Source organism: Salmonella sp. SG203 (assembly GCF_013350575.1).
In the GTDB taxonomy this organism is placed as follows: Bacteria; Pseudomonadota; Gammaproteobacteria; order Enterobacterales; family Enterobacteriaceae; genus Salmonella; species Salmonella enterica.
Window position 1 is genome coordinate 40,945 of the sequence record NZ_SNMT01000001.1, and the last position, 19,522, is coordinate 60,466.

The 19,522-nt window shown below is 51.4% G+C and carries 18 protein-coding genes and 1 pseudogene; 13 read left to right on the top strand and 6 right to left on the bottom strand.

What is annotated here, in order from left to right; translation table 11 throughout:
- Nucleotides 1–14: 14 nt before the first annotated feature.
- Complete coding sequence (locus tag HV477_RS00250; RefSeq protein ID WP_023226922.1) at nt 15–872, top strand: aldo/keto reductase; 858 nt, start codon at nt 15–17, stop codon at nt 870–872.
- Nucleotides 873–970: 98 nt separating this feature from the next.
- On the opposite strand, the gene HV477_RS00255 is transcribed toward HV477_RS00250, so the two are convergent.
- On the bottom strand, nt 971–1,855 hold the full coding sequence (locus tag HV477_RS00255) for a D-hexose-6-phosphate mutarotase (protein ID WP_000608657.1): 885 nt from the start codon (nt 1,853–1,855) through the stop codon (nt 971–973).
- A 333-nt stretch (nt 1,856–2,188) separates the two neighbouring features.
- On the bottom strand, nt 2,189–3,184 hold the full coding sequence (gene gapA, locus HV477_RS00260; RefSeq protein WP_000153505.1) for a glyceraldehyde-3-phosphate dehydrogenase: 996 nt from the start codon (nt 3,182–3,184) through the stop codon (nt 2,189–2,191).
- 341 nt (nt 3,185–3,525) lie between these two features.
- Here gapA and msrB point away from each other — a divergent pair, with 341 nt between their 5' ends.
- Together msrB and HV477_RS00270 are read left to right on the top strand one after the other, a co-directional pair.
- Complete coding sequence (msrB, locus tag HV477_RS00265) at nt 3,526–3,939, top strand: peptide-methionine (R)-S-oxide reductase MsrB (protein ID WP_001519539.1); 414 nt, start codon at nt 3,526–3,528, stop codon at nt 3,937–3,939.
- 41 nt (nt 3,940–3,980) lie between these two features.
- Nucleotides 3,981–4,256, top strand: coding sequence for a YeaC family protein (locus HV477_RS00270; protein WP_079898949.1), 276 nt, complete (start codon nt 3,981–3,983; stop codon nt 4,254–4,256).
- A 112-nt stretch (nt 4,257–4,368) separates the two neighbouring features.
- On the opposite strand, the pseudogene HV477_RS28880 reads toward HV477_RS00270, so the two are convergent.
- A pseudogene (locus tag HV477_RS28880) lies at nt 4,369–4,865 on the bottom strand (glycosyl hydrolase family 18 protein); the annotation flags it as partial.
- A gap of 292 nt (nt 4,866–5,157) precedes the next feature.
- Between HV477_RS28880 and HV477_RS00280 the strand changes: the two are divergent.
- The 8 genes from HV477_RS00280 to HV477_RS00315 all read left to right on the top strand — a co-directional run bounded on the left by HV477_RS00280 (nt 5,158) and on the right by HV477_RS00315 (nt 13,879).
- Nucleotides 5,158–6,234 carry a zinc-binding dehydrogenase gene (locus HV477_RS00280; RefSeq protein WP_000645183.1) on the top strand — a complete coding sequence of 359 codons (1,077 nt, stop codon included), beginning with the start codon at nt 5,158–5,160 and terminating at the stop codon, nt 6,232–6,234.
- A gap of 26 nt (nt 6,235–6,260) precedes the next feature.
- A complete protein-coding gene (locus HV477_RS00285; RefSeq protein WP_000435326.1) occupies nt 6,261–7,640 on the top strand; it encodes an MFS transporter in 1,380 nt (459 codons plus the stop codon).
- Nucleotides 7,641–7,650: 10 nt separating this feature from the next.
- Nucleotides 7,651–8,694, top strand: a complete 1,044-nt coding sequence (locus HV477_RS00290) for an NAD(P)-dependent alcohol dehydrogenase (RefSeq protein ID WP_079898951.1) — start codon at nt 7,651–7,653, stop codon at nt 8,692–8,694.
- A 21-nt stretch (nt 8,695–8,715) separates the two neighbouring features.
- Nucleotides 8,716–9,552 carry a ketose-bisphosphate aldolase gene (locus tag HV477_RS00295; RefSeq protein WP_000878867.1) on the top strand — a complete coding sequence of 279 codons (837 nt, stop codon included), beginning with the start codon at nt 8,716–8,718 and terminating at the stop codon, nt 9,550–9,552.
- A 4-nt stretch (nt 9,553–9,556) separates the two neighbouring features.
- Nucleotides 9,557–10,504 (top strand): sugar kinase, encoded by a 948-nt coding sequence (locus HV477_RS00300; protein ID WP_000343332.1) that lies wholly within the window; start codon nt 9,557–9,559, stop codon nt 10,502–10,504.
- Between the two features lie 9 nt (nt 10,505–10,513).
- Complete coding sequence (locus tag HV477_RS00305) at nt 10,514–11,497, top strand: aldo/keto reductase (RefSeq protein ID WP_020839397.1); 984 nt, start codon at nt 10,514–10,516, stop codon at nt 11,495–11,497.
- Nucleotides 11,498–11,626: 129 nt separating this feature from the next.
- Entirely contained in the window at nt 11,627–12,385 is a 759-nt protein-coding gene (locus tag HV477_RS00310; RefSeq protein WP_000719104.1) for a DeoR/GlpR family DNA-binding transcription regulator, read from the top strand.
- 135 nt (nt 12,386–12,520) lie between these two features.
- Nucleotides 12,521–13,879: an MFS transporter gene (locus HV477_RS00315; protein ID WP_079898952.1), complete on the top strand. Its 1,359-nt coding sequence runs from the start codon at nt 12,521–12,523 to the stop codon at nt 13,877–13,879.
- Between the two features lie 102 nt (nt 13,880–13,981).
- Here HV477_RS00315 and pncA read toward each other — a convergent pair whose 3' ends face one another.
- The 3 genes from pncA to sppA all read right to left on the bottom strand — a co-directional run bounded on the left by pncA (nt 13,982) and on the right by sppA (nt 17,633).
- The gene (pncA, locus tag HV477_RS00320) at nt 13,982–14,638 is read right to left on the bottom strand and encodes a bifunctional nicotinamidase/pyrazinamidase (protein ID WP_079898953.1); all 657 of its coding nucleotides are present in this window, start codon (nt 14,636–14,638) and stop codon (nt 13,982–13,984) included.
- 26 nt (nt 14,639–14,664) lie between these two features.
- Complete coding sequence (gene ansA, locus HV477_RS00325) at nt 14,665–15,681, bottom strand: asparaginase (protein ID WP_001170134.1); 1,017 nt, start codon at nt 15,679–15,681, stop codon at nt 14,665–14,667.
- Nucleotides 15,682–15,776: 95 nt separating this feature from the next.
- Nucleotides 15,777–17,633 carry a signal peptide peptidase SppA gene (gene sppA, locus HV477_RS00330; protein ID WP_001259884.1) on the bottom strand — a complete coding sequence of 619 codons (1,857 nt, stop codon included), beginning with the start codon at nt 17,631–17,633 and terminating at the stop codon, nt 15,777–15,779.
- A gap of 173 nt (nt 17,634–17,806) precedes the next feature.
- On the opposite strand from sppA, the gene HV477_RS00335 reads away from it, so the two are divergent.
- Together HV477_RS00335 and selD are read left to right on the top strand one after the other, a co-directional pair.
- On the top strand, nt 17,807–18,358 hold the full coding sequence (locus HV477_RS00335) for an NAD(P)H nitroreductase (RefSeq protein ID WP_000339313.1): 552 nt from the start codon (nt 17,807–17,809) through the stop codon (nt 18,356–18,358).
- A gap of 117 nt (nt 18,359–18,475) precedes the next feature.
- Nucleotides 18,476–19,519 (top strand): selenide, water dikinase SelD, encoded by a 1,044-nt coding sequence (gene selD, locus HV477_RS00340; protein ID WP_001294899.1) that lies wholly within the window; start codon nt 18,476–18,478, stop codon nt 19,517–19,519.
- Nucleotides 19,520–19,522: the final 3 nt, after the last annotated feature.

Below are 19,522 nucleotides of genomic sequence, written 5' to 3' on the forward strand. Positions count from 1 at the left end.
ACATTGAAAAGGAAATGAAATCAGTGAAAAACGTAACGTTTTGCGGGCAGGTGACGCTTCCTGCCATCGGACAGGGAACATGGTATATGGGCGAGCGCGCGGATCAACGTCAGCGCGAGGTTTCGGCGCTGCGCGCGGGGCTGGATTTGGGGTTACGCCTTATTGATACGGCGGAAATGTATGCCGACGGCGGGGCGGAAAAGGTCGTGGGCGAGGCGCTGGCAGGGCGACGCGATGAGGCATTTCTGGTGTCAAAAGTGTACCCGTGGAACGCTGGCGGCCAGAAGATAGTTGCCGCCTGTGAAGAAAGCCTGCGTCGTCTGAAAACAGATTATCTCGATCTCTATCTATTGCACTGGGCCGGAAACTTTTCATTCGAAGAGACCGTTGAAGGTATGGAGCGGCTAATCGCGCAGGGGAAAATTCGCCGTTGGGGAGTTTCTAATCTTGATTATGACGATATGCAGGCGCTGTGGCGCATCCCCGGGGGACAGCAATGCGCGACAAATCAGGTGCTCTATCATCTGGCGTCACGCGGTATTGAGTATGATTTATTGCCGTGGTGTCAACAACAGCGAATGCCAGTGATGGCCTATAGCCCGCTGGCGCAGGCTGGCCGGTTACGTAGCGGTTTACTGAATCATCCGGTGGTGAATGAAATTGCGCAAGCGCATAACGCAACGGCGGCGCAAATCTTACTGACGTGGGTGATTGCGCATCCGGGCGTGATGGCGATCCCGAAAGCCGGAAGTACAGAACACGTGAAGCAAAATGCGGCGGCGCTTGAGATTACCTTGTCAGCAAACGAACTTGCCTTACTGGACAACGCCTGGCCTGCGCCAAAAGGGAAAACCGCGTTGGATATGGTGTGACGCCGGATAAAATGTGTAAGCGCCGCCATCCGGCAGGTCATGCCTGATGGCGGCTGACGCCTTTCAGATCCTATAGCAACGCCGTTATCCATTCACTTTTAGCGTTTAGCGACGCAGATAGTCTGCGCCAGACGAGAGGGTTTTTCTTCTGTGGCTTGTTGCGGCGCAGTAGCGTAAACCGTTTCAACGCAGACAAACGTTTTATAGCCGTCATCCGGCATGTCGCCCATGCTGACGGACAACGCCGGGCCAGGGTTCCAGCCTACGACGTTAAGGTGATGGTGGTGAACTACATCAATCGTGCGGTTTAATGTCGCATCGTGGATCACGCTACATGCTTCAGGATTGAGGTAAACGCGATCGGTACGGTCCGGAAAGGTTTGTATACCGTCGGCCAGGACATCTTCTTTAGCGTCGTTAACTTTATCAATAAACCGATCGCCGAGTCCGCTGACCTTAACGTTGGCGATGTCGCCAACGTTAAAATAGCTGTGGAGCGCGGATGTGGTTGCAAATTCGCCATGCGCTTCCAGTTCAATTTCACAGGTTTTACCCACTTTAAAACGTGCCAGCAGCGTGAAATCGTGCGGCCAGTATTTCCGGGTGGCCTCACTGCTTTGCAGCTCAAATGTCAGCATTACGCCATTATCATCTTCATTATGAGCTTTTAGCGCCCACGGAAGATTACGCGCAAAGCCGTGTGACGGCAGACCCTGTTGAGCCGCAGGTCCAAACCAGGGCCAGCAGATCGGTACGCCGCCGCGTAGCGCCACGCCGGTTTTGAAAGGCGTATTATTACTGAGCCACAATACCTCTTCCTCGCCAACGGGTTTCCAGGAGAGAAGGTGCGCGCCCTGTAATGCAAAAGAGGCTTTAACCTGCGGATGGTCAACGACGATCAGATCCAGGTCATCAAGCTGACGACGGGAAAGGACAGGGGTAAGCTGTTCGATAACCGGGAGGGCAAAAATTTTATTAATCATTACGCAATCCTCTTAACCCTAAATAATTCGAGTTGCATGACAAGGCGCTTGTGCCTTGACCAGTGCTTGCGCTGGCCCGTAGAGGCGAGGCCGCAGGCCGAGTAACGCGGCAAGTGACGACAAATTCATCGGGAACGAATTTGAACAACCGTAGGTAACCTTCGGCCAGGGACATGGACATCCCTGATTCATCCCGATAAGTTCGACTTCCGTCAGTGATTCGGGTGAGAAAGCATAGCCAACACACCTGCAACTTGAAGTATGACGGGTATATCTTTAAGCAAAAAAAAGAGCGACCTGAGTCGCTCTTACCAATGACTGTGTCATCTCAACTTATTTGGAGATGTGAGCAATCAGGTCCAGTACTTTGTTGGAGTAACCGGTTTCGTTATCGTACCAGGAGACCAGTTTCACGAAGTTGTCGTTCAGCGCGATGCCTGCTTTAGCATCGAACACGGAAGTGCATACTTCGCCGTTGAAATCGGTAGATACAACGTCGTCTTCGGTGTAACCCAGAACGCCTTTCATTTCGCCTTCGGCAGCAGCTTTAACAGCAGCTTTGATCTGCTCGTAGGTAGCCGCTTTTTCCAGACGAACGGTCAGGTCAACAACGGATACGTTCGGAGTAGGAACGCGGAACGCCATACCAGTCAGTTTGCCATTCAGTTCCGGCAGTACTTTACCTACCGCTTTAGCAGCGCCAGTAGAGGACGGGATGATGTTCTGAGATGCGCCGCGGCCGCCGCGCCAGTCTTTGTGAGACGGGCCGTCAACGGTTTTCTGGGTTGCGGTAGTCGCGTGAACAGTGGTCATCAGACCTTCGATGATGCCGAAGTTGTCGTTGATAACTTTAGCCAGCGGCGCCAGGCAGTTGGTGGTGCAGGAAGCGTTGGAAACGATGTCCTGGCCTTCGTATTTGTCAAAGTTAGCGCCTTTAACAAACATTGGGGTGTTGTCTTTAGACGGACCCGTCAGAACCACTTTTTTCGCGCCAGCGGTGATGTGTTTACGCGCGGTTTCGTCAGTCAGGAAGATACCGGTAGCTTCAGCCACTACGTCAACACCAACTTCGTCCCATTTCAGGTTAGCCGGATCGCGTTCAGCGGTAACACGGATTTTTTTACCGTTAACGATCAGATGACCGTCTTTCACTTCAACAGTACCGTCGAAACGGCCGTGAGTGGAGTCATATTTCAGCATGTATGCCATGTACTCTGCGTCTAACAGGTCGTTGATTGCAACGATCTCGATGTCAGAACGTTTCTGAGCAGCACGGAAAACAATGCGACCGATACGGCCAAAACCGTTGATACCTACTTTGATAGTCATATATTCCACCAGCTATTTGTTAGTGAATAAAAGGTTGCCTGTAAAATTACAAAAACCTTACGCAGCGTCAAGCGGAATCGTGTCAATCATTGCGACAAATCAATCCTCTGCACAACCTTTGCGCGGCTGATTCGCCTCACTCTTCCTTTCGGCTTGAAACCACATGGGGGCGCCGCCCTGAATTTTAAAGGGCAACCGAGATAATAATGTGACATCAGTCACGATTCGTGAGCCGCCATTTCGCAATGATCAAGTTTAGAACAAAAGTTGGTACTGAGGTGTTAATGTTTTGTTAGAATCGGTCAGGCAATGTGAGCACGTTTAAAGTGAGATGTGAGCAAATGGCTAACCAACCTTCAGCAGAAGAACTCAAGAAAAAATTGTCCGAAATGCAATTCTACGTGACGCAGGATCGTGGCACAGAACCGCCATTTACCGGACGCCTGCTACATAATAAACGCGATGGGGTTTATCACTGTCTGGTCTGTGATACGCCGCTTTTTCACTCCCACACCAAATACGATTCAGGCTGCGGCTGGCCTAGCTTTTACCAGCCTGTCAGCGAAGAGGCGATTCGTTACATAGACGATTTTTCTCATGGCATGCAGCGTGTCGAAATTCGTTGCGGTAACTGCGATGCGCATCTCGGACACGTTTTCCCGGACGGTCCGCAGCCAACCGGTGAGCGCTATTGCGTTAACTCGGCCTCGCTGGCCTTTTCTGACGAGAAAAACGGCGATCAACTGAAAGGCTGAAAAAACGATTCAGCAAATTATTCCACAGGAGCGGACACATCATGAATCTTGATGAGATCATTAACAGCATGACGCCGGAAGTGTATCAACGTTTATCCACCGCCGTTGAGCTGGGTAAATGGCCGGATGGCGTGGCGTTGACGCCGGAACAGAAAGAAAACAGCCTGCAACTGGTGATGCTATGGCAGGCGCGGCACAATACCGAAGCGCAACATATGACGATCGATACTCACGGTCAGATGGTGATGAAAAGCAAGCAGCAGCTCAAAGCGGATTTCGGTATTACGTCAAAGCCGATTGCGACATTGAAAATGTAGTAACGGCAGCCGGATAAGAGGTAGCCGCCATCCGGCGGTTTCATTGCCAATGCGTTGTGCTTACCGGGCCTGCACATTGCTGTCAGGCACAGGCCCGCCATATTTTTACCCATTAACGCTTAATGCCCAGCGAGTCCGCCAGCTGTTTCGCTAACAGATTATTGTCATCGGTGGCCTATTCCCAGAACATTGCGCCAGCCAGCCCGCGCTTTTTAATCTGGTCCGCGTTGATCGATCGCCACCGAGCGCGGATTTTCATAAGAGAGGGCAAGCAGTGCCTTCCTCCGGCAGACTTCACTGACAGCAGCAGGCCAGGCGTTTGAGTCATACGTATTGGCGTTGAAATACTGTGTGCCATAGGGCCATGTCGTAAGTCATCAGATTGATAAAATCGAGCTACGGGGCTATAGCTTTCACGTCCAGACAGCTTTTCGGACTTTCCGCATTCGCGCCGACGACGAGGGTGACCCATTTTTGGGGCCCATTAGCTGACGAAGCGCTTTTAAATGCGACGTTAAACGAATATTCCCAGTCAAGATCGATCCCATCGAGACCATATTTGTCGACAATCTTCTGCGCTGGTTGAATAAACACCGCACAGGCTTCTTTAACGATCCTCTTCGACATCTAAAACAGAAACACGCCACAGAATGGGGTGGCGAAAAAATAACCGCAGCAGATTAGCATCTTCATCCATGGAAACCTGCGCAGGCGTTCACGCCGTCTTTCGCGATACGGCTTCCATCTTTTTGGTTTTATCGCCGTTTGTTTCGTTGAGTTTGTGATCTTGGTTGGCAAATACAGATCATTATCTGTGTTTTAAAGATTTGTCGTTGACCTTAAAGATTTTATGGTTAAGTATGATGAGCATTGATGCACACCAAACACAAAGGAAGATGCAATGAAAGCACTGGCGAGATTTGGCAAGGCCTTTGGCGGCTACAAAATGATTGATGTCCCGGAGCCGGTATGCGGTCCGGAAGACGTGATTATCGAAATCAAAGCGGCGGCGATCTGCGGCGCGGATATGAAGCACTATAACGTTGACAGCGGGTCCGACGAATTTAACTCCGTTCGCGGTCATGAATTCGCCGGACGTATCGCGCGGGTGGGCGAAAAAGTGAAAGACTGGAAAGTCGGCCAGCGCGTGGTTTCTGACAACAGCGGACACGTTTGCGGCGTTTGCCCTGCCTGTGAACAAGGCGATTTTCTGTGTTGTACAGAAAAAGTGAATCTGGGTCTGGATAACAACACCTGGGGCGGTGGATTTTCCAAATACTGCCTGGTTCCGGGAGAAATCCTGAAAATCCATCGCCATGCCCTGTGGGAGATCCCGGAAGGCGTGGATTACGAGGAAGCCGCAGTACTGGACCCTATCTGCAACGCCTATAAATCTATCGCCCAGCAATCCAAATTTTTACCCGGCCAGGACGTGGTAGTCATCGGCACCGGTCCGTTAGGTCTGTTTTCGGTCCAAATGGCCCGCATTATGGGGGCGGTAAATATCGTGGTGGTTGGCCTGGATGAGGATGTTCCTGTCCGTTTCCCTGTGGCCAAAGAACTCGGCGCGACGGCGTTTGTTAACGGCTCCACGGAAGATGTCGTCGCACGCTGCCAGGAGATTTGCGGCAAAGACAACCTCGGTCTGGTGATCGAATGCTCCGGTGCCAACATTGCGCTTAAACAGGCCATCGACATGCTGCGGCCAAATGGTGAAGTGGTTCGCGTCGGTATGGGATTTAAGCCGCTCGATTTCTCCATTAACGACATTACTTCCTGGAACAAAAGCATCATTGGGCATATGGCCTATGACTCCACATCCTGGCGCAATGCGATTCGCCTGCTTGCCAGCGGCGCTATCAAAGTAAAACCAATGATCACCCATCGTATCGGTCTTTCTCAGTGGCGCGAAGGCTTTGACGCAATGGTCGATAAGACAGCCATTAAAGTGATCATGACCTACGACTTTGATGAATAACCCTTCTGCTAAAGGAACGTTATCGCATGGAACAGATAACAAAACCGCACTGCGGCGCCCGGCTGGATCGCCTGCCGGATTGCCGCTGGCATTCATCAATGTTTGCCGTCGTCGCCTTTGGTCTGCTTGTTTGCTGGAGTAATGCCGTCGGCGGATTAATTCTTGCCCAGCTCAAGGAGTTAGGCTGGACCGATAATTCCACGACAGCCACCTTCTCCGCCATTACCACGGCGGGGATGTTTCTCGGCGCGCTGGTGGGCGGCATTATCGGCGATAAAACCGGACGCAGGAACGCCTTTATTCTTTATGAAGCGATTCACATTGCCTCGATGGTCGTGGGCGCATTTTCACCGAATATGATGTTCCTGATTGCCTGTCGTTTTGTGATGGGCGTGGGATTAGGGGCACTACTGGTCACGCTGTTCGCCGGATTTACCGAGTACATGCCCGGCAGAAATCGCGGCACCTGGTCGAGTCGTGTTTCGTTTATTGGCAACTGGTCATATCCATTGTGTTCCCTGATTGCAATGGGGCTGACGCCGCTAATTAGCGCGGAATGGAACTGGCGCGTGCAGTTACTGATCCCGGCTGTGCTGTCGCTGATTGCTACCGCGCTTGCCTGGCGATACTTCCCTGAATCTCCCCGCTGGCTGGAATCGCGCGGGCGTTATCAGGAAGCCGAAAAGGTTATGCAGGCCATTGAAGCAGGCATCGAACGTCAGACAGGAAAACCGCTGCCGCCGGTTGTTATTGAAAGCAGCGGCAAGCCGCCGCGTTCCGTACCGTATTCAGCGTTGCTCACTGGCGTATTACTGAAACGCGTTATTTTGGGTTCCTGCGTGCTGATTGCCATGAACGTTGTGCAATACACGTTAATTAACTGGCTGCCCACCATCTTTATGACACAGGGCATCAACCTCAAAGATTCGATCGTTTTAAATACCATGAGTATGTTCGGCGCACCGTTTGGCATATTTATCGCTATGCTGGTAATGGATAAAATTCCGCGCAAAACCATGGGTGTCGGTTTATTAATTCTGATTGCCGTGCTGGGATATATTTATTCGCTGCAAACCAGCATGTTGCTCATCACCTTAATTGGCTTTTTCCTGATTACCTTTGTCTATATGTATGTCTGTTATGCCTCGGCAGTCTATGTGCCGGAGATCTGGCCAACAGAAGCGAAACTTCGCGGTTCCGGCCTGGCGAACGCTGTCGGCAGAATCAGCGGTATCGCTGCCCCCTATGCGGTGGCGGTATTACTCAACGGTTATGGCGTGACGGGCGTTTTCGTCCTGCTGGGCGCTGTCTCGATTATCGTCGCCGTCGCAATAGCGACTATCGGAATCGAGACCAAGGGTGTTTCGGTCGAAAGTCTGGGCATTGATAAGGTCACGAGTAAATAAAGGAATAAAAATGAAAAATTCAAAAGCGATATTAAAAACGCCGGGCACCATGAAAATTATCGCAGCGGATATTCCGGTGCCAAAAGATAACGAAGTGCTGATCAAAGTGGAATATGTCGGTATTTGCGGTTCAGATGTTCACGGTTTTGAATCCGGGCCATTCATTCCGCCGAAGGATCCAAATCAGGAAATTGGCCTGGGGCATGAGTGTGCCGGAACGGTCATTGCGGTCGGCAATCGGGTAAGCAAATTTAAGCCAGGCGATCGGGTTAATATCGAGCCGGGCGTGCCGTGCGGCCACTGCCGCTATTGTCTGGAAGGAAAATACAATATTTGTCCGGATGTTGATTTTATGGCGACGCAGCCGAATTATCGCGGGGCCTTAACGCACTATCTGTGCCATCCGGAAAGTTTTACGTACAAGCTTCCGGACAATATGGACACTATGGAAGGTGCGCTGGTGGAACCTGCTGCTGTTGGAATGCACGCGGCAATGCTGGCGGATGTTAAACCGGGTAAGAAAATCGTCATTCTCGGCGCGGGCTACATTGGTTTAATGACCCTGCAAGCGTGTAAGTGTCTGGGGGCGACCAATATCGCGGTAGTGGATGTGCTGGAAAAACGGCTGGCAATGGCTGAACGACTGGGAGCGACAACCGTTATCAATGGGGCGAAAGAAGATACTGTCGCGCGCTGCCAGCAGTTCACCGACGATATGGGCGCCGATATTGTGTTTGAAACCGCCGGTTCCGCCGTCACAACTCAGCAAGCGCCGTATCTGGTCATGCGCGGCGGGAAGATCATGATTGTTGGCACTGTCGCGGGAGATTCAGCGATTAATTTCCTCAAAATTAACCGTGAAGTCTCCATCCAGACGGTATTCCGCTATGCCAACCGCTATCCGGTGACTATTGATGCCATCTCCTCCGGGCGTTTCGATGTGAAATCAATGGTGACGCATATTTACGATTACAAAGACGTGCAACGTGCATTTGAAGAATCGGTGAATAACAAACGCGACATTATTAAAGGCGTTATTAAAGTTTGCGATTAATAAAAAACGGGAGAAACAGCGATGTTGGCAGATATAAAATATTGGGAAAATGATGCACAAAATAAACATTACGCGATTGCGCACTTTAACGTGTGGAATGCGGAAATGTTGATGGGAGTGATTGATGCGGCGGAAGAGGCAAATTCGCCGGTTATTATCTCCTTTGGTACCGGATTTGTGGGCAATACTTCATTTGAAGACTTCTCTCATATGATGGTTTCCATGGCTAAAAAAGCCTCTGTGCCGGTAATTACCCACTGGGATCATGGACGTAGCATGGACATTATCCATAATGCCTGGGCGCACGGCATGAACTCGCTGATGCGTGACGCTTCATCCTTTGATTTTGAAGAAAATATTCGCCTGACCAAAGAAGCCGTTGATTTCTTTCATCCGCTGGGTATTCCGGTAGAGGCGGAGTTAGGGCACGTAGGGAACGAAACGGTGTATGAAGAGGCGTTGGCGGGGTATCACTATACCGACCCGGATCAGGCGGCGGAATTTGTAGCGCGCACCGGTTGTGACTCGCTGGCGGTCGCCATCGGCAACCAGCATGGCGTGTACACCTCTGAACCAAAACTGAATTTTGAGGTCGTGGAGCGCGTGCGCCAGGCAGTTTCCGTACCGCTAGTGTTACACGGCGCTTCCGGTATTAGCGACGCGGATATCAAAAAAGCCATTTCGCTGGGCATCTCGAAAATCAATATCCACACCGAACTGTGTCAGGCCGCGATGGTTGCGGTAAAAGAGAATCAGGATCAGCCGTTCCTGCATCTGGAACGCGAAGTACGCAAAGCGGTAAAAGCCCGCGCGCTGGAAAAAATCAAACTGTTTGGTTCAGATGGTAAAGCGGAATGATGATATGGACGAAATCGAAGTTCTTTGCATAGGGGCGGCCATTGTCGACATTCCTTTGCAACCGGTTAGTAAAAATATCTTTGATGTCGATTCGTATCCATTAGAACGAATTGCCATGACCACAGGGGGAGATGCGATTAATGAAGCCACGATTATTTCGCGTCTCGGGCATCGCACTGCGCTAATGAGTCGCGTTGGCGACGATGCGGCAGGATATTTTATTCTCGACCACTGTCGAAAGGAGAATATCGATATTCAGAGCCTGAAGCAGGATGCTGATATTGATACCTCAATTAATGTTGGGCTGGTGACTGATGATGGTGAGCGCACCTTTGTCACTAACCGTAACGGCAGTCTGTGGAAGCTAAATATTAACGATGTCGATTTTGACCGTTTTTCTCAGGTCAGGCTGTTATCACTGGCAAGTATCTTTAACAGCCCGCTGCTGGATGGCAAAGCATTAACGGCTATTTTTACGCAGGCGAAAGCGCATCAACTGGTTATCTGCGCTGACATGATCAAACCGCGGCTGAATGAAACTCTGGACGATATTCGCGAAGCGCTAAGTTTTGTCGATTATCTGTTTCCTAATATTGATGAAGCCAAAAAGCTGACCGGGAAAGAGACGCTGGATGATATTGCCGATTGTTTTTTGCAATGTGGCGTAAAAACGGTGGTGATTAAAACTGGCAAGAAAGGCTGCTTTATCAAAAGCGCCGATATAAAAATGGAGGTGCCTGCGGTGGCAGGCATTACCGCCATCGACACTATTGGCGCCGGCGATAATTTTGCATCGGGATTTATCGCCGCGCTGCTGGAGGGAAAAACGCTGCGTGAATGCGCACGGTTCGCCAATGCGACGGCCGCGATATCGGTACTCAGCGTGGGCGCCACAACGGGCGTGAAAAACAGAATGCTAGTGGAACAACTCCTGAATGAATACGAAGGGTAATAGCGGCAGATGAAAATGATACCTTTAGGTAATACAGATATAACGCTTTCCCGTATGGGACTCGGCACCTGGGCTATCGGCGGCGGTCCGGCATGGAATGGCAACCTCGATATGCAGGTTTGCATCGATACTATCGTTGAGGCGCACCGTTGCGGTATTAACCTGATTGATACGGCGCCGGGCTATAACTTTGGCAATAGCGAAGTGATTGTCGGCCAGGCGCTGAAAAAATTACCGCGTAACGAGATGGTGGTGGAGACCAAATGCGGGATCGTCTGGGAGCGGGAAGGGAGCCTGTTCAATAAAGTCGGCGATCGCCAGCTTTATAAAAATCTTTCTCCGGACTCTATTCGTAAAGAAGTTGATGCCAGTCTCCAGCGACTAGGGATTGATTATATCGATATCTATATGACCCACTGGCAGTCGGTACCGCCGTTTTTTACGCCGATTGCGGAAACCGTTGGCGTGCTCAATGAGCTGAAAGCAGAGGGGAAAATCCGTTCTATCGGGGCGGCGAATGTAGATGTCAGCCATATCCGCGAATACCTTAAACATGGCGAGCTGGACATCATACAGGCGAAATACAGCATTCTTGACCGGGCGCTGGAAACGGAGCTGCTGCCGCTATGCCGCGAGCACGGCATCGTGGTACAGGTTTATTCGCCACTGGAGCAGGGATTGTTAACCGGCACCATTACCCGTGACTATGTTCCCGGCGGGGCACGAGCGAATAAACTCTGGTTCCAGCGTGAGAATATGTTGCGGGTTATTGATATGCTGGAGCAGTGGCAGCCATTGTGCGACAAATACCATTGCGCCGTCCCGACGCTGGCGCTGGCGTGGATATTGCGACAAAGCGAACTGATTTCGATACTGAGCGGCGCCACGTCGCCGGAGCAGGTACGAGAGAATATCGCTGCGCTGTCCATCACCTTAACGGATGACGATGCGTTATTGATGAGACAAATGGCGGAAGCGCTGGACAATCCATAAGCAATACATTACACCTCTTTTTTGGCGAAATGCAGATAAAATCTGTTATTCAAACGGCTTATTTTGAAAGTAAACATAGTCTGTGAGATACTCAACGTTTATCATGACGTCGAAAACAGAGGTGTAATCGTGGCGGCGAAAGACAGGATTCAGGCGATCAAACAAATGGTCGCTAATGATAAAAAAGTAACAGTCTCTAACTTGAGTTCAATTTTTCAGGTAACCGAAGAGACAATTCGACGCGATCTGGAAAAACTCGAAGATGAAGGCTTTTTGACTCGAACTTATGGCGGTGCGGTATTAAATTCGGCGGTGCTGGCTGACAATATCCATTTTTATAAGCGTGCAAAATCGTTCTATGAAGAGAAGCAAATTATAGCCCGTAATACGCTTCCGTTTATTAAAAACAAAACAACGATGGCCGCCGACTCCAGCAGTACGGTAATGGAATTGCTAAAACTCCTGAAAGACCGAAACGATCTTACTTTGTTAACTAATTCAGCGGAAGCTTTCCATGAACTGGCGCAATCGGACATTAATCTTGTTTCTACGGGCGGTGAGTTAAATAAAAATACGCTATCGCTGCAGGGGCGTATCACTAAAGAAATAATCAGCCGTTATCATGTTGATATTATGGTAATGAGTTGTAAAGGGCTGGATATGGCGAGCGGGGCGCTTGATTCTAACGAGGCGGAAGCTGAAATCAAAAAAACGATGATTCGCCAGGCCACAGAGGTGGCGTTATTGGTGGACCACTCAAAATTTGATCGTAAAGCGTTCGTGCGGTTGGTCGATTTTAGTCATATCCATTACCTGATAACGAATAAAACGCCAGGTGATGAATGGATCGCATTTTGCGATAAAAATAATATCCAGCTTGTCTATTAATCGATAGATTATCCTTGCCTGGATTGTTTTCGCCTGGACTATGCCAAAAAAAACGGCAGATGATAGCAAGTGCGGCAAATACCCCTTTGCCGCGAGACAATAATTTATTATTTTGCTGCGTTAGAGGCCATCCAGATGGAAGACAATGATCATATCGGCGCCAGACTAGACCGCTTACCTTTATCCCGGTTTCATTTTCGTATTTTTGGAATAATTAGTTTTGGCCTGCTATTAACGGGGTTTTTGAGTTATTCAGGAAATGTGGTTCTGGCCAAATTGATAAACAATGGCTGGTCGAATAATTATCTTAATGCCGCGTTCACATCGGCACTGATGCTTGGCTATTTTATTGGTTCGCTTACCGGCGGTTTTATTGGGGATTACCTGGGGCGTCGAAAAGCGTTTCGCATTAATTTGTTGCTTGTGGGCATCTCCGCAACGGCCGCCGCATTTGTTCCCAATATGTACTGGCTGATTTTCTTTCGTTGTCTGATGGGGACAGGCATGGGGGCATTGATTATGGTAGGGTATGCTTCTTTTACCGAGTTTATCCCTCCCATTGTACGAGGAAAATGGTCCGCGCGTCTCTCTTTTGTAGGGAACTGGTCACCGATGCTGTCTGCGGGGATTGGCGTAGTGGTCATTGCGTTTTTAAGCTGGCGGATGATGTTTCTTCTTGGCGGGATAGGGATGCTGCTGGCGTGGTCTCTTTCAGGAAAGTACTTTATCGAATCGCCCAGGTGGTTAGCAGGTAAAGGGCGGCAACGCGAGGCTGAACAGCAGCTTCTCATGATTGAATCGCAAATAGAAAAAGAAAAAAGTATTGTTTTGCCGCCGCATCAGGAAAGCAATAAATCCACGGAATCGCGCTTTGAAAACGGTACATTCTGGCTCTTATTCAAAGGACAAATGCTGCGGCGCACGTTAGTGGCGATCACTGTATTGATTGCGATGAACATTTCGCTTTATACCATTACGGTATGGATCCCGACAATTTTTGTTAATTCAGGAATTGATGTTACAAAATCCATTTTCATGACCGCCATCATTATGATTGGTGCGCCGGTGGGCATATTTATCGCCGCGCTCATTATTGACCATTTCCCCAGACGGTTATTTGGTTCGCTGTTGCTTATCGTTATTGCGGTAGTAGGATATTTTTACTCAATACAGACTGAGGAATGGGCCATTCTGCTTTATGGACTAGTAATGATTTCCTTTCTGTATATGTACGTCTGCTTCGCCTCGGCGGTTTACGTTCCCGAATTATGGCCTACGCACCTTAGACTACGTGGATCGGGTTTTGTGAATGCGGTAGGGCGGATCGTCGCTGTCTTTACCCCCTACGGCGTGGCGGTTTTATTGACCCGCTATGGATCTGTCACCGTTTTTGTTGTGCTGGGTATGCTGCTGGCGGCGTGCGCGCTGATATTATTTTGTTTTGGCATTGAAACGAGAAGAGTTTCGTTAGAAGCGCTCTCCAGCCTGCGTTGAGCTTTGCCTGGTAGCGACGCTGACGTGACGTATCCGGCCCAAAGATCTGTGCAATGGTCTCACCGTTGCGTGATGTATTGACCGGATACGATACCTGCTCCGCTACCTGGCGACAGCCTGGCCCTGCGTTTCTTCCCAGTCTGCCAGCGTATACAGCGTCGCGCCTGCCGACGCCATCTCCATAAACGCGTGTGCGCTATCCTGCGGGTGAATATTCACGCCGCGACAGCCATCGGTGATAACGTTAACGGCATAGCCCAACTCTAGCGCATCCAGCACCGTAAATTTTACGCAGTAATCGGTCGCCAACCCCATCACGATAAGCTCGGTAACGTCATGCTCGCGAAGCCAGGTATCAAGGGTAGTTTTCTGCCGATGTTCGTTGTCAAAAAACGCGCTGTAGCTATCAATCAGCGGGTTTTCACCCTTATAGATGCAGGCGTCAATCGCATGTTGGTTAAGCAGGGGATGTAACGCCGCGCCGTCGGTATGTTGAACGCAGTGATCCGGCCAGAGCGTTTGCGGCAGCCCATCCAGCTTTCCCTGACTATAGGGTTCCGCCTGATGCTGGCTGGCGAAGCTGCCATGCTGCGCGAGATGCCAGTCCTGGCTGGCCAGCACCGGAATCTGCCGGGGCTGGCACCAGTCAATAAGAGCGTTGGCGATGTCGATGGTGCTGTCGCCTTCCGCTACAGCCAGCGCGCCGCCGGCGCAAAAGTCATTTTGCAAGTCGACCAGTAATAAGGCCCGGTTTGTCATTATCTTCTCCTTGTCGTCGGGATTTTTTAATCATCCGGCGTCAATTCACCACGCAAGTTTTGCGCCATCGCGCTACGAATCGCCTGAGTGTCCAGACCCTGGCTTAACAAATAATGCAGTTTGGTTAAGGTGGCTTCGACGGTCATATCGGCACCGCCAATCACGCCAGCGTGCGCCAGCGCATTACCGGTAGCGTACCCGCCCATATTGACTCGCCCTGACATGCATTGCGTCAGGTTAACCACCACGATGCCGCGCGAACTGGCCTCTTTCAGCTCCTGTAAAAACGCTTTATTTTGCGGCGCGTTGCCTACGCCATAAGAGCGCAGAATCAGCGCTTTTACCGGCTGACGCAGAAAGTTACGTACTACCTCGGCGGAAATCCCCGGATAAATCGTCACTACGCCTATCGGCTGCGGCGTAATAGGGTGAACGATTAATTCACCAGAACCGTAGGGCGCGGGAGGCGTATTTAAACGGCGAATGTGAATTCCTGCTTCCAGCAAGGGCGGCAGATTAGGAGAGGCAAAAGCGTCAAAACCATCCGCATGGGCTTTGGTCGTACGATTGCCGCGGAACAGACGATTATTAAAAAACAGCGTTACTTCATTAATAGGATAGTTGGCGGCGACATAAAGCGCATTCAGCAAATTAATTTGCCCGTCGGAGCGCAGCTCAGCCAGCGGAATTTGTGACCCTGTCACAATAACCGGTTTACCCAGATTTTCCAGCATGAAAGAGAGCGCCGATGCGGTAAACGCCATCGTGTCGGTGCCGTGCAGAATAACAAAACCGTCATACTCATCGTAGTGCGCTTTGATATCTGCAGCGATATGCTGCCAGTCTTCCGGCGTCATATCTGATGAATCCATCAGCGGGGCATATTCATGGATGGTAAAATCCGGCATCTCCGGGCGGTGGAATTCCGGCATCAGCGCCAGCTGGCGCTGAAGGTGCCCGGACACCGGGATATACCCTTTATCTGAGCGCTGCATACCGATAGTACCGCCGGTATAGGCAACGTAAATTGATTTCTTTTGCATGATAATGTTCAGTCGTGTCGCGAAGGACGTATTAATGATTATCGGATGGCGGCTATGAGCAGACGCCGCCATCCGGTATGGCTATTGATGAAGCATTAGCGAACGTTCGCGCAAGTCAAACAGAACGCATAACGGTTTTGCGGATCGTTAAATGCCGCCAGTTTATCCCCCTCGGCCTTCACCGTGTTGGCGGCGGAAACGAGCGGCGCCGGGAGCATCGCCTGAATGGCCTCCGGCAGCATGGCGCGTACTGATCCGGTCATACTGTCCATGACCATATCAAGGACCGTCGGTTCGTCCTGATAGTAATCAAGATGCCATTGTTTCAGTTTCGCCAGCTCCGCCGCTTTGGCGACGGCGTCGTCAAAGTCGCCGAGACTGTCCACCAGACCATTGGCTTTCGCGTCTTCTCCGGTCCAGACATGGCCTTGTGCGATTTTATCAATCTGCTCCGGCGTACGCTTACGCGCGTCTGCCACCAGTGTGATAAAGCGTTTGTAGCCGTACTCAATACTGAGTTGCATCATCTGCTGCACTTCCGGTGACAGCGCTTTGGTCATCGAAATATCCGCCAGCGGCGAGGTGGAAACGCCGTCGCTGTGTACGCCAATCGACGACAGGCTGTTTTCTACCGTATTAATTACGCCGAAGATGCCAATTGAACCCGTCAGCGTGCTGGGGCTGGCCACGATATAGTTTGCCGGCGTAGAGATCCAGTAACCGCCGGAGGCCGCCATGCCGCCCATTGAGACCACCACCGGTTTGCCAGCCGCTCTTGCCGCCGCCAGTTCGGCGCGGATAACTTCGGAGGCGTTGACGCTACCGCCTGGGCTATTGACGCGCAGCACAATCGCTTTCACTTTAGGATCAAGGCGTGCGTCGCGGATCTGCGATGCCGTAGTGTCGCCGCCGACATTCCCTGGCGTTTCTTCGCCATCCATAATCGCGCCATTGGCGAAAATAACCGCAATAGTACCGCCGGTATCCGCAGGCGTTTTCAGCGAATAATCGTAATAGCTGATCGCGCGATAGTTATTTTCGGTTTTGCTCCAGCCAAACTGCTTCGTCAGCGCTTTTTCAACATCTGCGCTGGAGGCGAGGGCGTCCACCAGTTTATGGTCGAGCGCATATTTGGCGGTGTCGCCGCCCACGCTGGTTAACCCGTCGATAATAGCCTGCGCGCCGGGGAAGAGTTGTTGCGGCGAAATCTGGCGATTGGCGGAAACGGTATGCAGGTAGTTCTGCCACAGTTCGCCTATCCAGCGGCTGTCGGCCTCGCGGGCGGCGGGCGACATATCGTCGCGGATAAACGGCTCGACGGCAGATTTATAGGTGCCGACCCGGAAAACGTGGGTAGAGACTTTCAGTTTATCCAGCAGCGTTTTGTAGTACAGGCCATTCGTAGCGAAGCCGTGAAGATCTACCTGACCCTGTGGGGAAAGCCAAATTTTATTGGCGAAACTGGCGAGGTAATACTGACCCTGGCTGTAGTTTTCACCCACGGCAAAAACCGGTTTGCCGCTGTCGCGGAATTCGCGCAGCGCTTTACCGATATAGCGCATTGATGGCTGATCGGCGCCGGTGAAGTTTTTCAGATCCAGAACGATACCAGTGATGTTACGGTCATCTTTCGCCTGACGAATAGCGTTGACGATGTCAAACAGGGAGTTTTCCTGCAGACGGTCGGAGCTGGCGCCAAATAACTGGCGTCCCAGCGCGCCCAGACGGTGATTGGTGGAGGGTTTATCCACAATGACGCCGGAAATATCCAGCAGCAGAGCGCCGCGCGCCGTTTGCTCACTGTTGCTGCCGTTACCGATCTGCATCCAGATCCCAACGCCCACCAGAACCAAAAAAATAAAGAACAGGTTGAGTACCATTTCACGGACGAGGTTCAACACTCGCCACGTCCATTTAAAAAATCCGGCAATAAATCGCCACAGGGTTCGCATGTATTCTCCCTATCTGAGTAACAACGCTTATACCTTGGTGAGGATAAAGCATTAAGATGTGGCTATCGTAATGACCCATCAGGCAGTTGTCAGCAGGAATCACTGCCTGCGCTGTAACAAAATCCGCTCCCGTGTTAATTTTGTGAATAAATATCATTGCTGGAGTTAATCAAATGGATGCACTAGAACTGCTGGTCAACCGTCGTAGCGCCTCTCGTCTCGCAGAACCGGCGCCTGTCGGAGAGCAATTACAGAACATTCTGCGGGCGGGAATGCGTGTTCCCGATCATAAATCTCTACAGCCGTGGCGTTTTTTTGTGATTGAAGGAGAGGGGCGCGACCGCTTCAGCGCCGTGCTTGAACAAGGCGCTGTCGCTGCCGGGGGCGATGAGAAAGCGATCGAAAAAGCGCGTAATGCGCCGTTTCGCGCACCGCTGATCATTACCGTGGTGGCGAAATGCGAAGAAAACCATAAGGTTCCGGTGTGGGAACAGGAGATGTCTGCCGGATGCGCGGTGATGGCGATGCAAATGGCGGCGATTGCGCAAGGGTTTAATGGTATCTGGCGTAGCGGCGCATTAACGGAGAGCGCTATCGTGCGGGAAGCCTTTGAGTGCCGTCCTCAGGATAAAATTGTTGGTTTTCTCTATCTCGGCACGCCGCAGCTCAAAGCGTCAACGACGATCAGTACCCCCGACCCCACGCCGTTTGTGCGTTATTTCTGACGCTGAGGGATAAAACTGTCTGGATTCTGAGCAAAGGCGCGGTAATTCAGACAGTGATACTTACCACATCAGGGAATGAGCGCTACCATAGCGCGAATGCAATGACAGGAGATGTCCATGAGCGAGCAAGCCATTCGTTTAACGCAATACAGCCACGGCGCTGGTTGCGGTTGTAAAATTTCCCCTAAAGTGCTGGAGACTATCCTGCATAGCGAGCAGGCGAAGTTCGTCGACCCGAACCTGCTGGTGGGTAATGAAACCCGCGATGATGCGGCGGTTTACGATCTGGGTAATGGCACCAGTATTATCAGCACCACCGACTTCTTTATGCCGATAGTCGACAACCCGTTTGATTTTGGCCGCATTGCGGCAACAAACGCCATCAGCGATATTTTTGCGATGGGCGGCAAACCGATTATGGCGATCGCGATCCTTGGCTGGCCGATTAATACCCTGTCGCCCGATATTGCGCGTGAAGTGACCGAGGGGGGGCGTTTTGCCTGCCGTCAGGCCGGTATCGCGCTGGCGGGCGGACACTCTATTGACGCCCCGGAGCCGATCTTTGGTCTCGCGGTCACAGGCGTAGTGCCGACCGAACGGGTGAAGAAAAACAGTACCGCGCAGGCGGGATGCAAACTCTTCCTGACCAAACCGTTGGGGATTGGCGTGTTGACCACCGCCGAGAAAAAATCGCTGCTTAAGCCTGAACATCAGGGGCTGGCGACGGAAGTCATGTGTCGGATGAACGTTGCTGGCGCAGCGTTTGCCAATATCGACGGCGTAAAAGCTATGACTGACGTTACCGGTTTTGGCCTGCTGGGGCACCTGAGCGAGATGTGCCAGGGCGCAGGCGTGCAGGCGCTGCTTTGCTATCAGGACATCCCTAAACTGCCGGGCGTGGAAGAGTATATTGCTCTGGGCGCCGTACCGGGCGGCACAGAGCGCAACTTCGCCAGCTATGGTCATCTGATGGGCGACATGTCGCGTGAGGTTCGTAGCCTGCTGTGCGATCCGCAAACGTCAGGCGGTCTGTTGTTGGCGGTAACGCCGGACGCCGAAGACGATGTTAAAGCCACCGCGGCGGAATTTGGTATCGATCTGACCGCGATTGGCGAACTGGTCGACGCCCGCGGCGGTCGCGCTATGGTTGAGATTCGTTAACCT

Coding starts and splice junctions, on each gene's coding strand:
- HV477_RS00250 (WP_023226922.1), top strand. CDS start 15: ATGAAATCAGTGAAAAACGTAACGTTTTGCGGGCAGGTGACGCTTCCT.
- HV477_RS00255 (WP_000608657.1), bottom strand. CDS start 1,855: ATGATTAATAAAATTTTTGCCCTCCCGGTTATCGAACAGCTTACCCCT.
- gapA (WP_000153505.1), bottom strand. CDS start 3,184: ATGACTATCAAAGTAGGTATCAACGGTTTTGGCCGTATCGGTCGCATT.
- msrB (WP_001519539.1), top strand. CDS start 3,526: ATGGCTAACCAACCTTCAGCAGAAGAACTCAAGAAAAAATTGTCCGAA.
- HV477_RS00270 (WP_079898949.1), top strand. CDS start 3,981: ATGAATCTTGATGAGATCATTAACAGCATGACGCCGGAAGTGTATCAA.
- HV477_RS00280 (WP_000645183.1), top strand. CDS start 5,158: ATGAAAGCACTGGCGAGATTTGGCAAGGCCTTTGGCGGCTACAAAATG.
- HV477_RS00285 (WP_000435326.1), top strand. CDS start 6,261: ATGGAACAGATAACAAAACCGCACTGCGGCGCCCGGCTGGATCGCCTG.
- HV477_RS00290 (WP_079898951.1), top strand. CDS start 7,651: ATGAAAAATTCAAAAGCGATATTAAAAACGCCGGGCACCATGAAAATT.
- HV477_RS00295 (WP_000878867.1), top strand. CDS start 8,716: ATGTTGGCAGATATAAAATATTGGGAAAATGATGCACAAAATAAACAT.
- HV477_RS00300 (WP_000343332.1), top strand. CDS start 9,557: ATGGACGAAATCGAAGTTCTTTGCATAGGGGCGGCCATTGTCGACATT.
- HV477_RS00305 (WP_020839397.1), top strand. CDS start 10,514: ATGAAAATGATACCTTTAGGTAATACAGATATAACGCTTTCCCGTATG.
- HV477_RS00315 (WP_079898952.1), top strand. CDS start 12,521: ATGGAAGACAATGATCATATCGGCGCCAGACTAGACCGCTTACCTTTA.
- pncA (WP_079898953.1), bottom strand. CDS start 14,638: ATGACAAACCGGGCCTTATTACTGGTCGACTTGCAAAATGACTTTTGC.
- ansA (WP_001170134.1), bottom strand. CDS start 15,681: ATGCAAAAGAAATCAATTTACGTTGCCTATACCGGCGGTACTATCGGT.
- sppA (WP_001259884.1), bottom strand. CDS start 17,633: ATGCGAACCCTGTGGCGATTTATTGCCGGATTTTTTAAATGGACGTGG.
- HV477_RS00335 (WP_000339313.1), top strand. CDS start 17,807: ATGGATGCACTAGAACTGCTGGTCAACCGTCGTAGCGCCTCTCGTCTC.
- selD (WP_001294899.1), top strand. CDS start 18,476: ATGAGCGAGCAAGCCATTCGTTTAACGCAATACAGCCACGGCGCTGGT.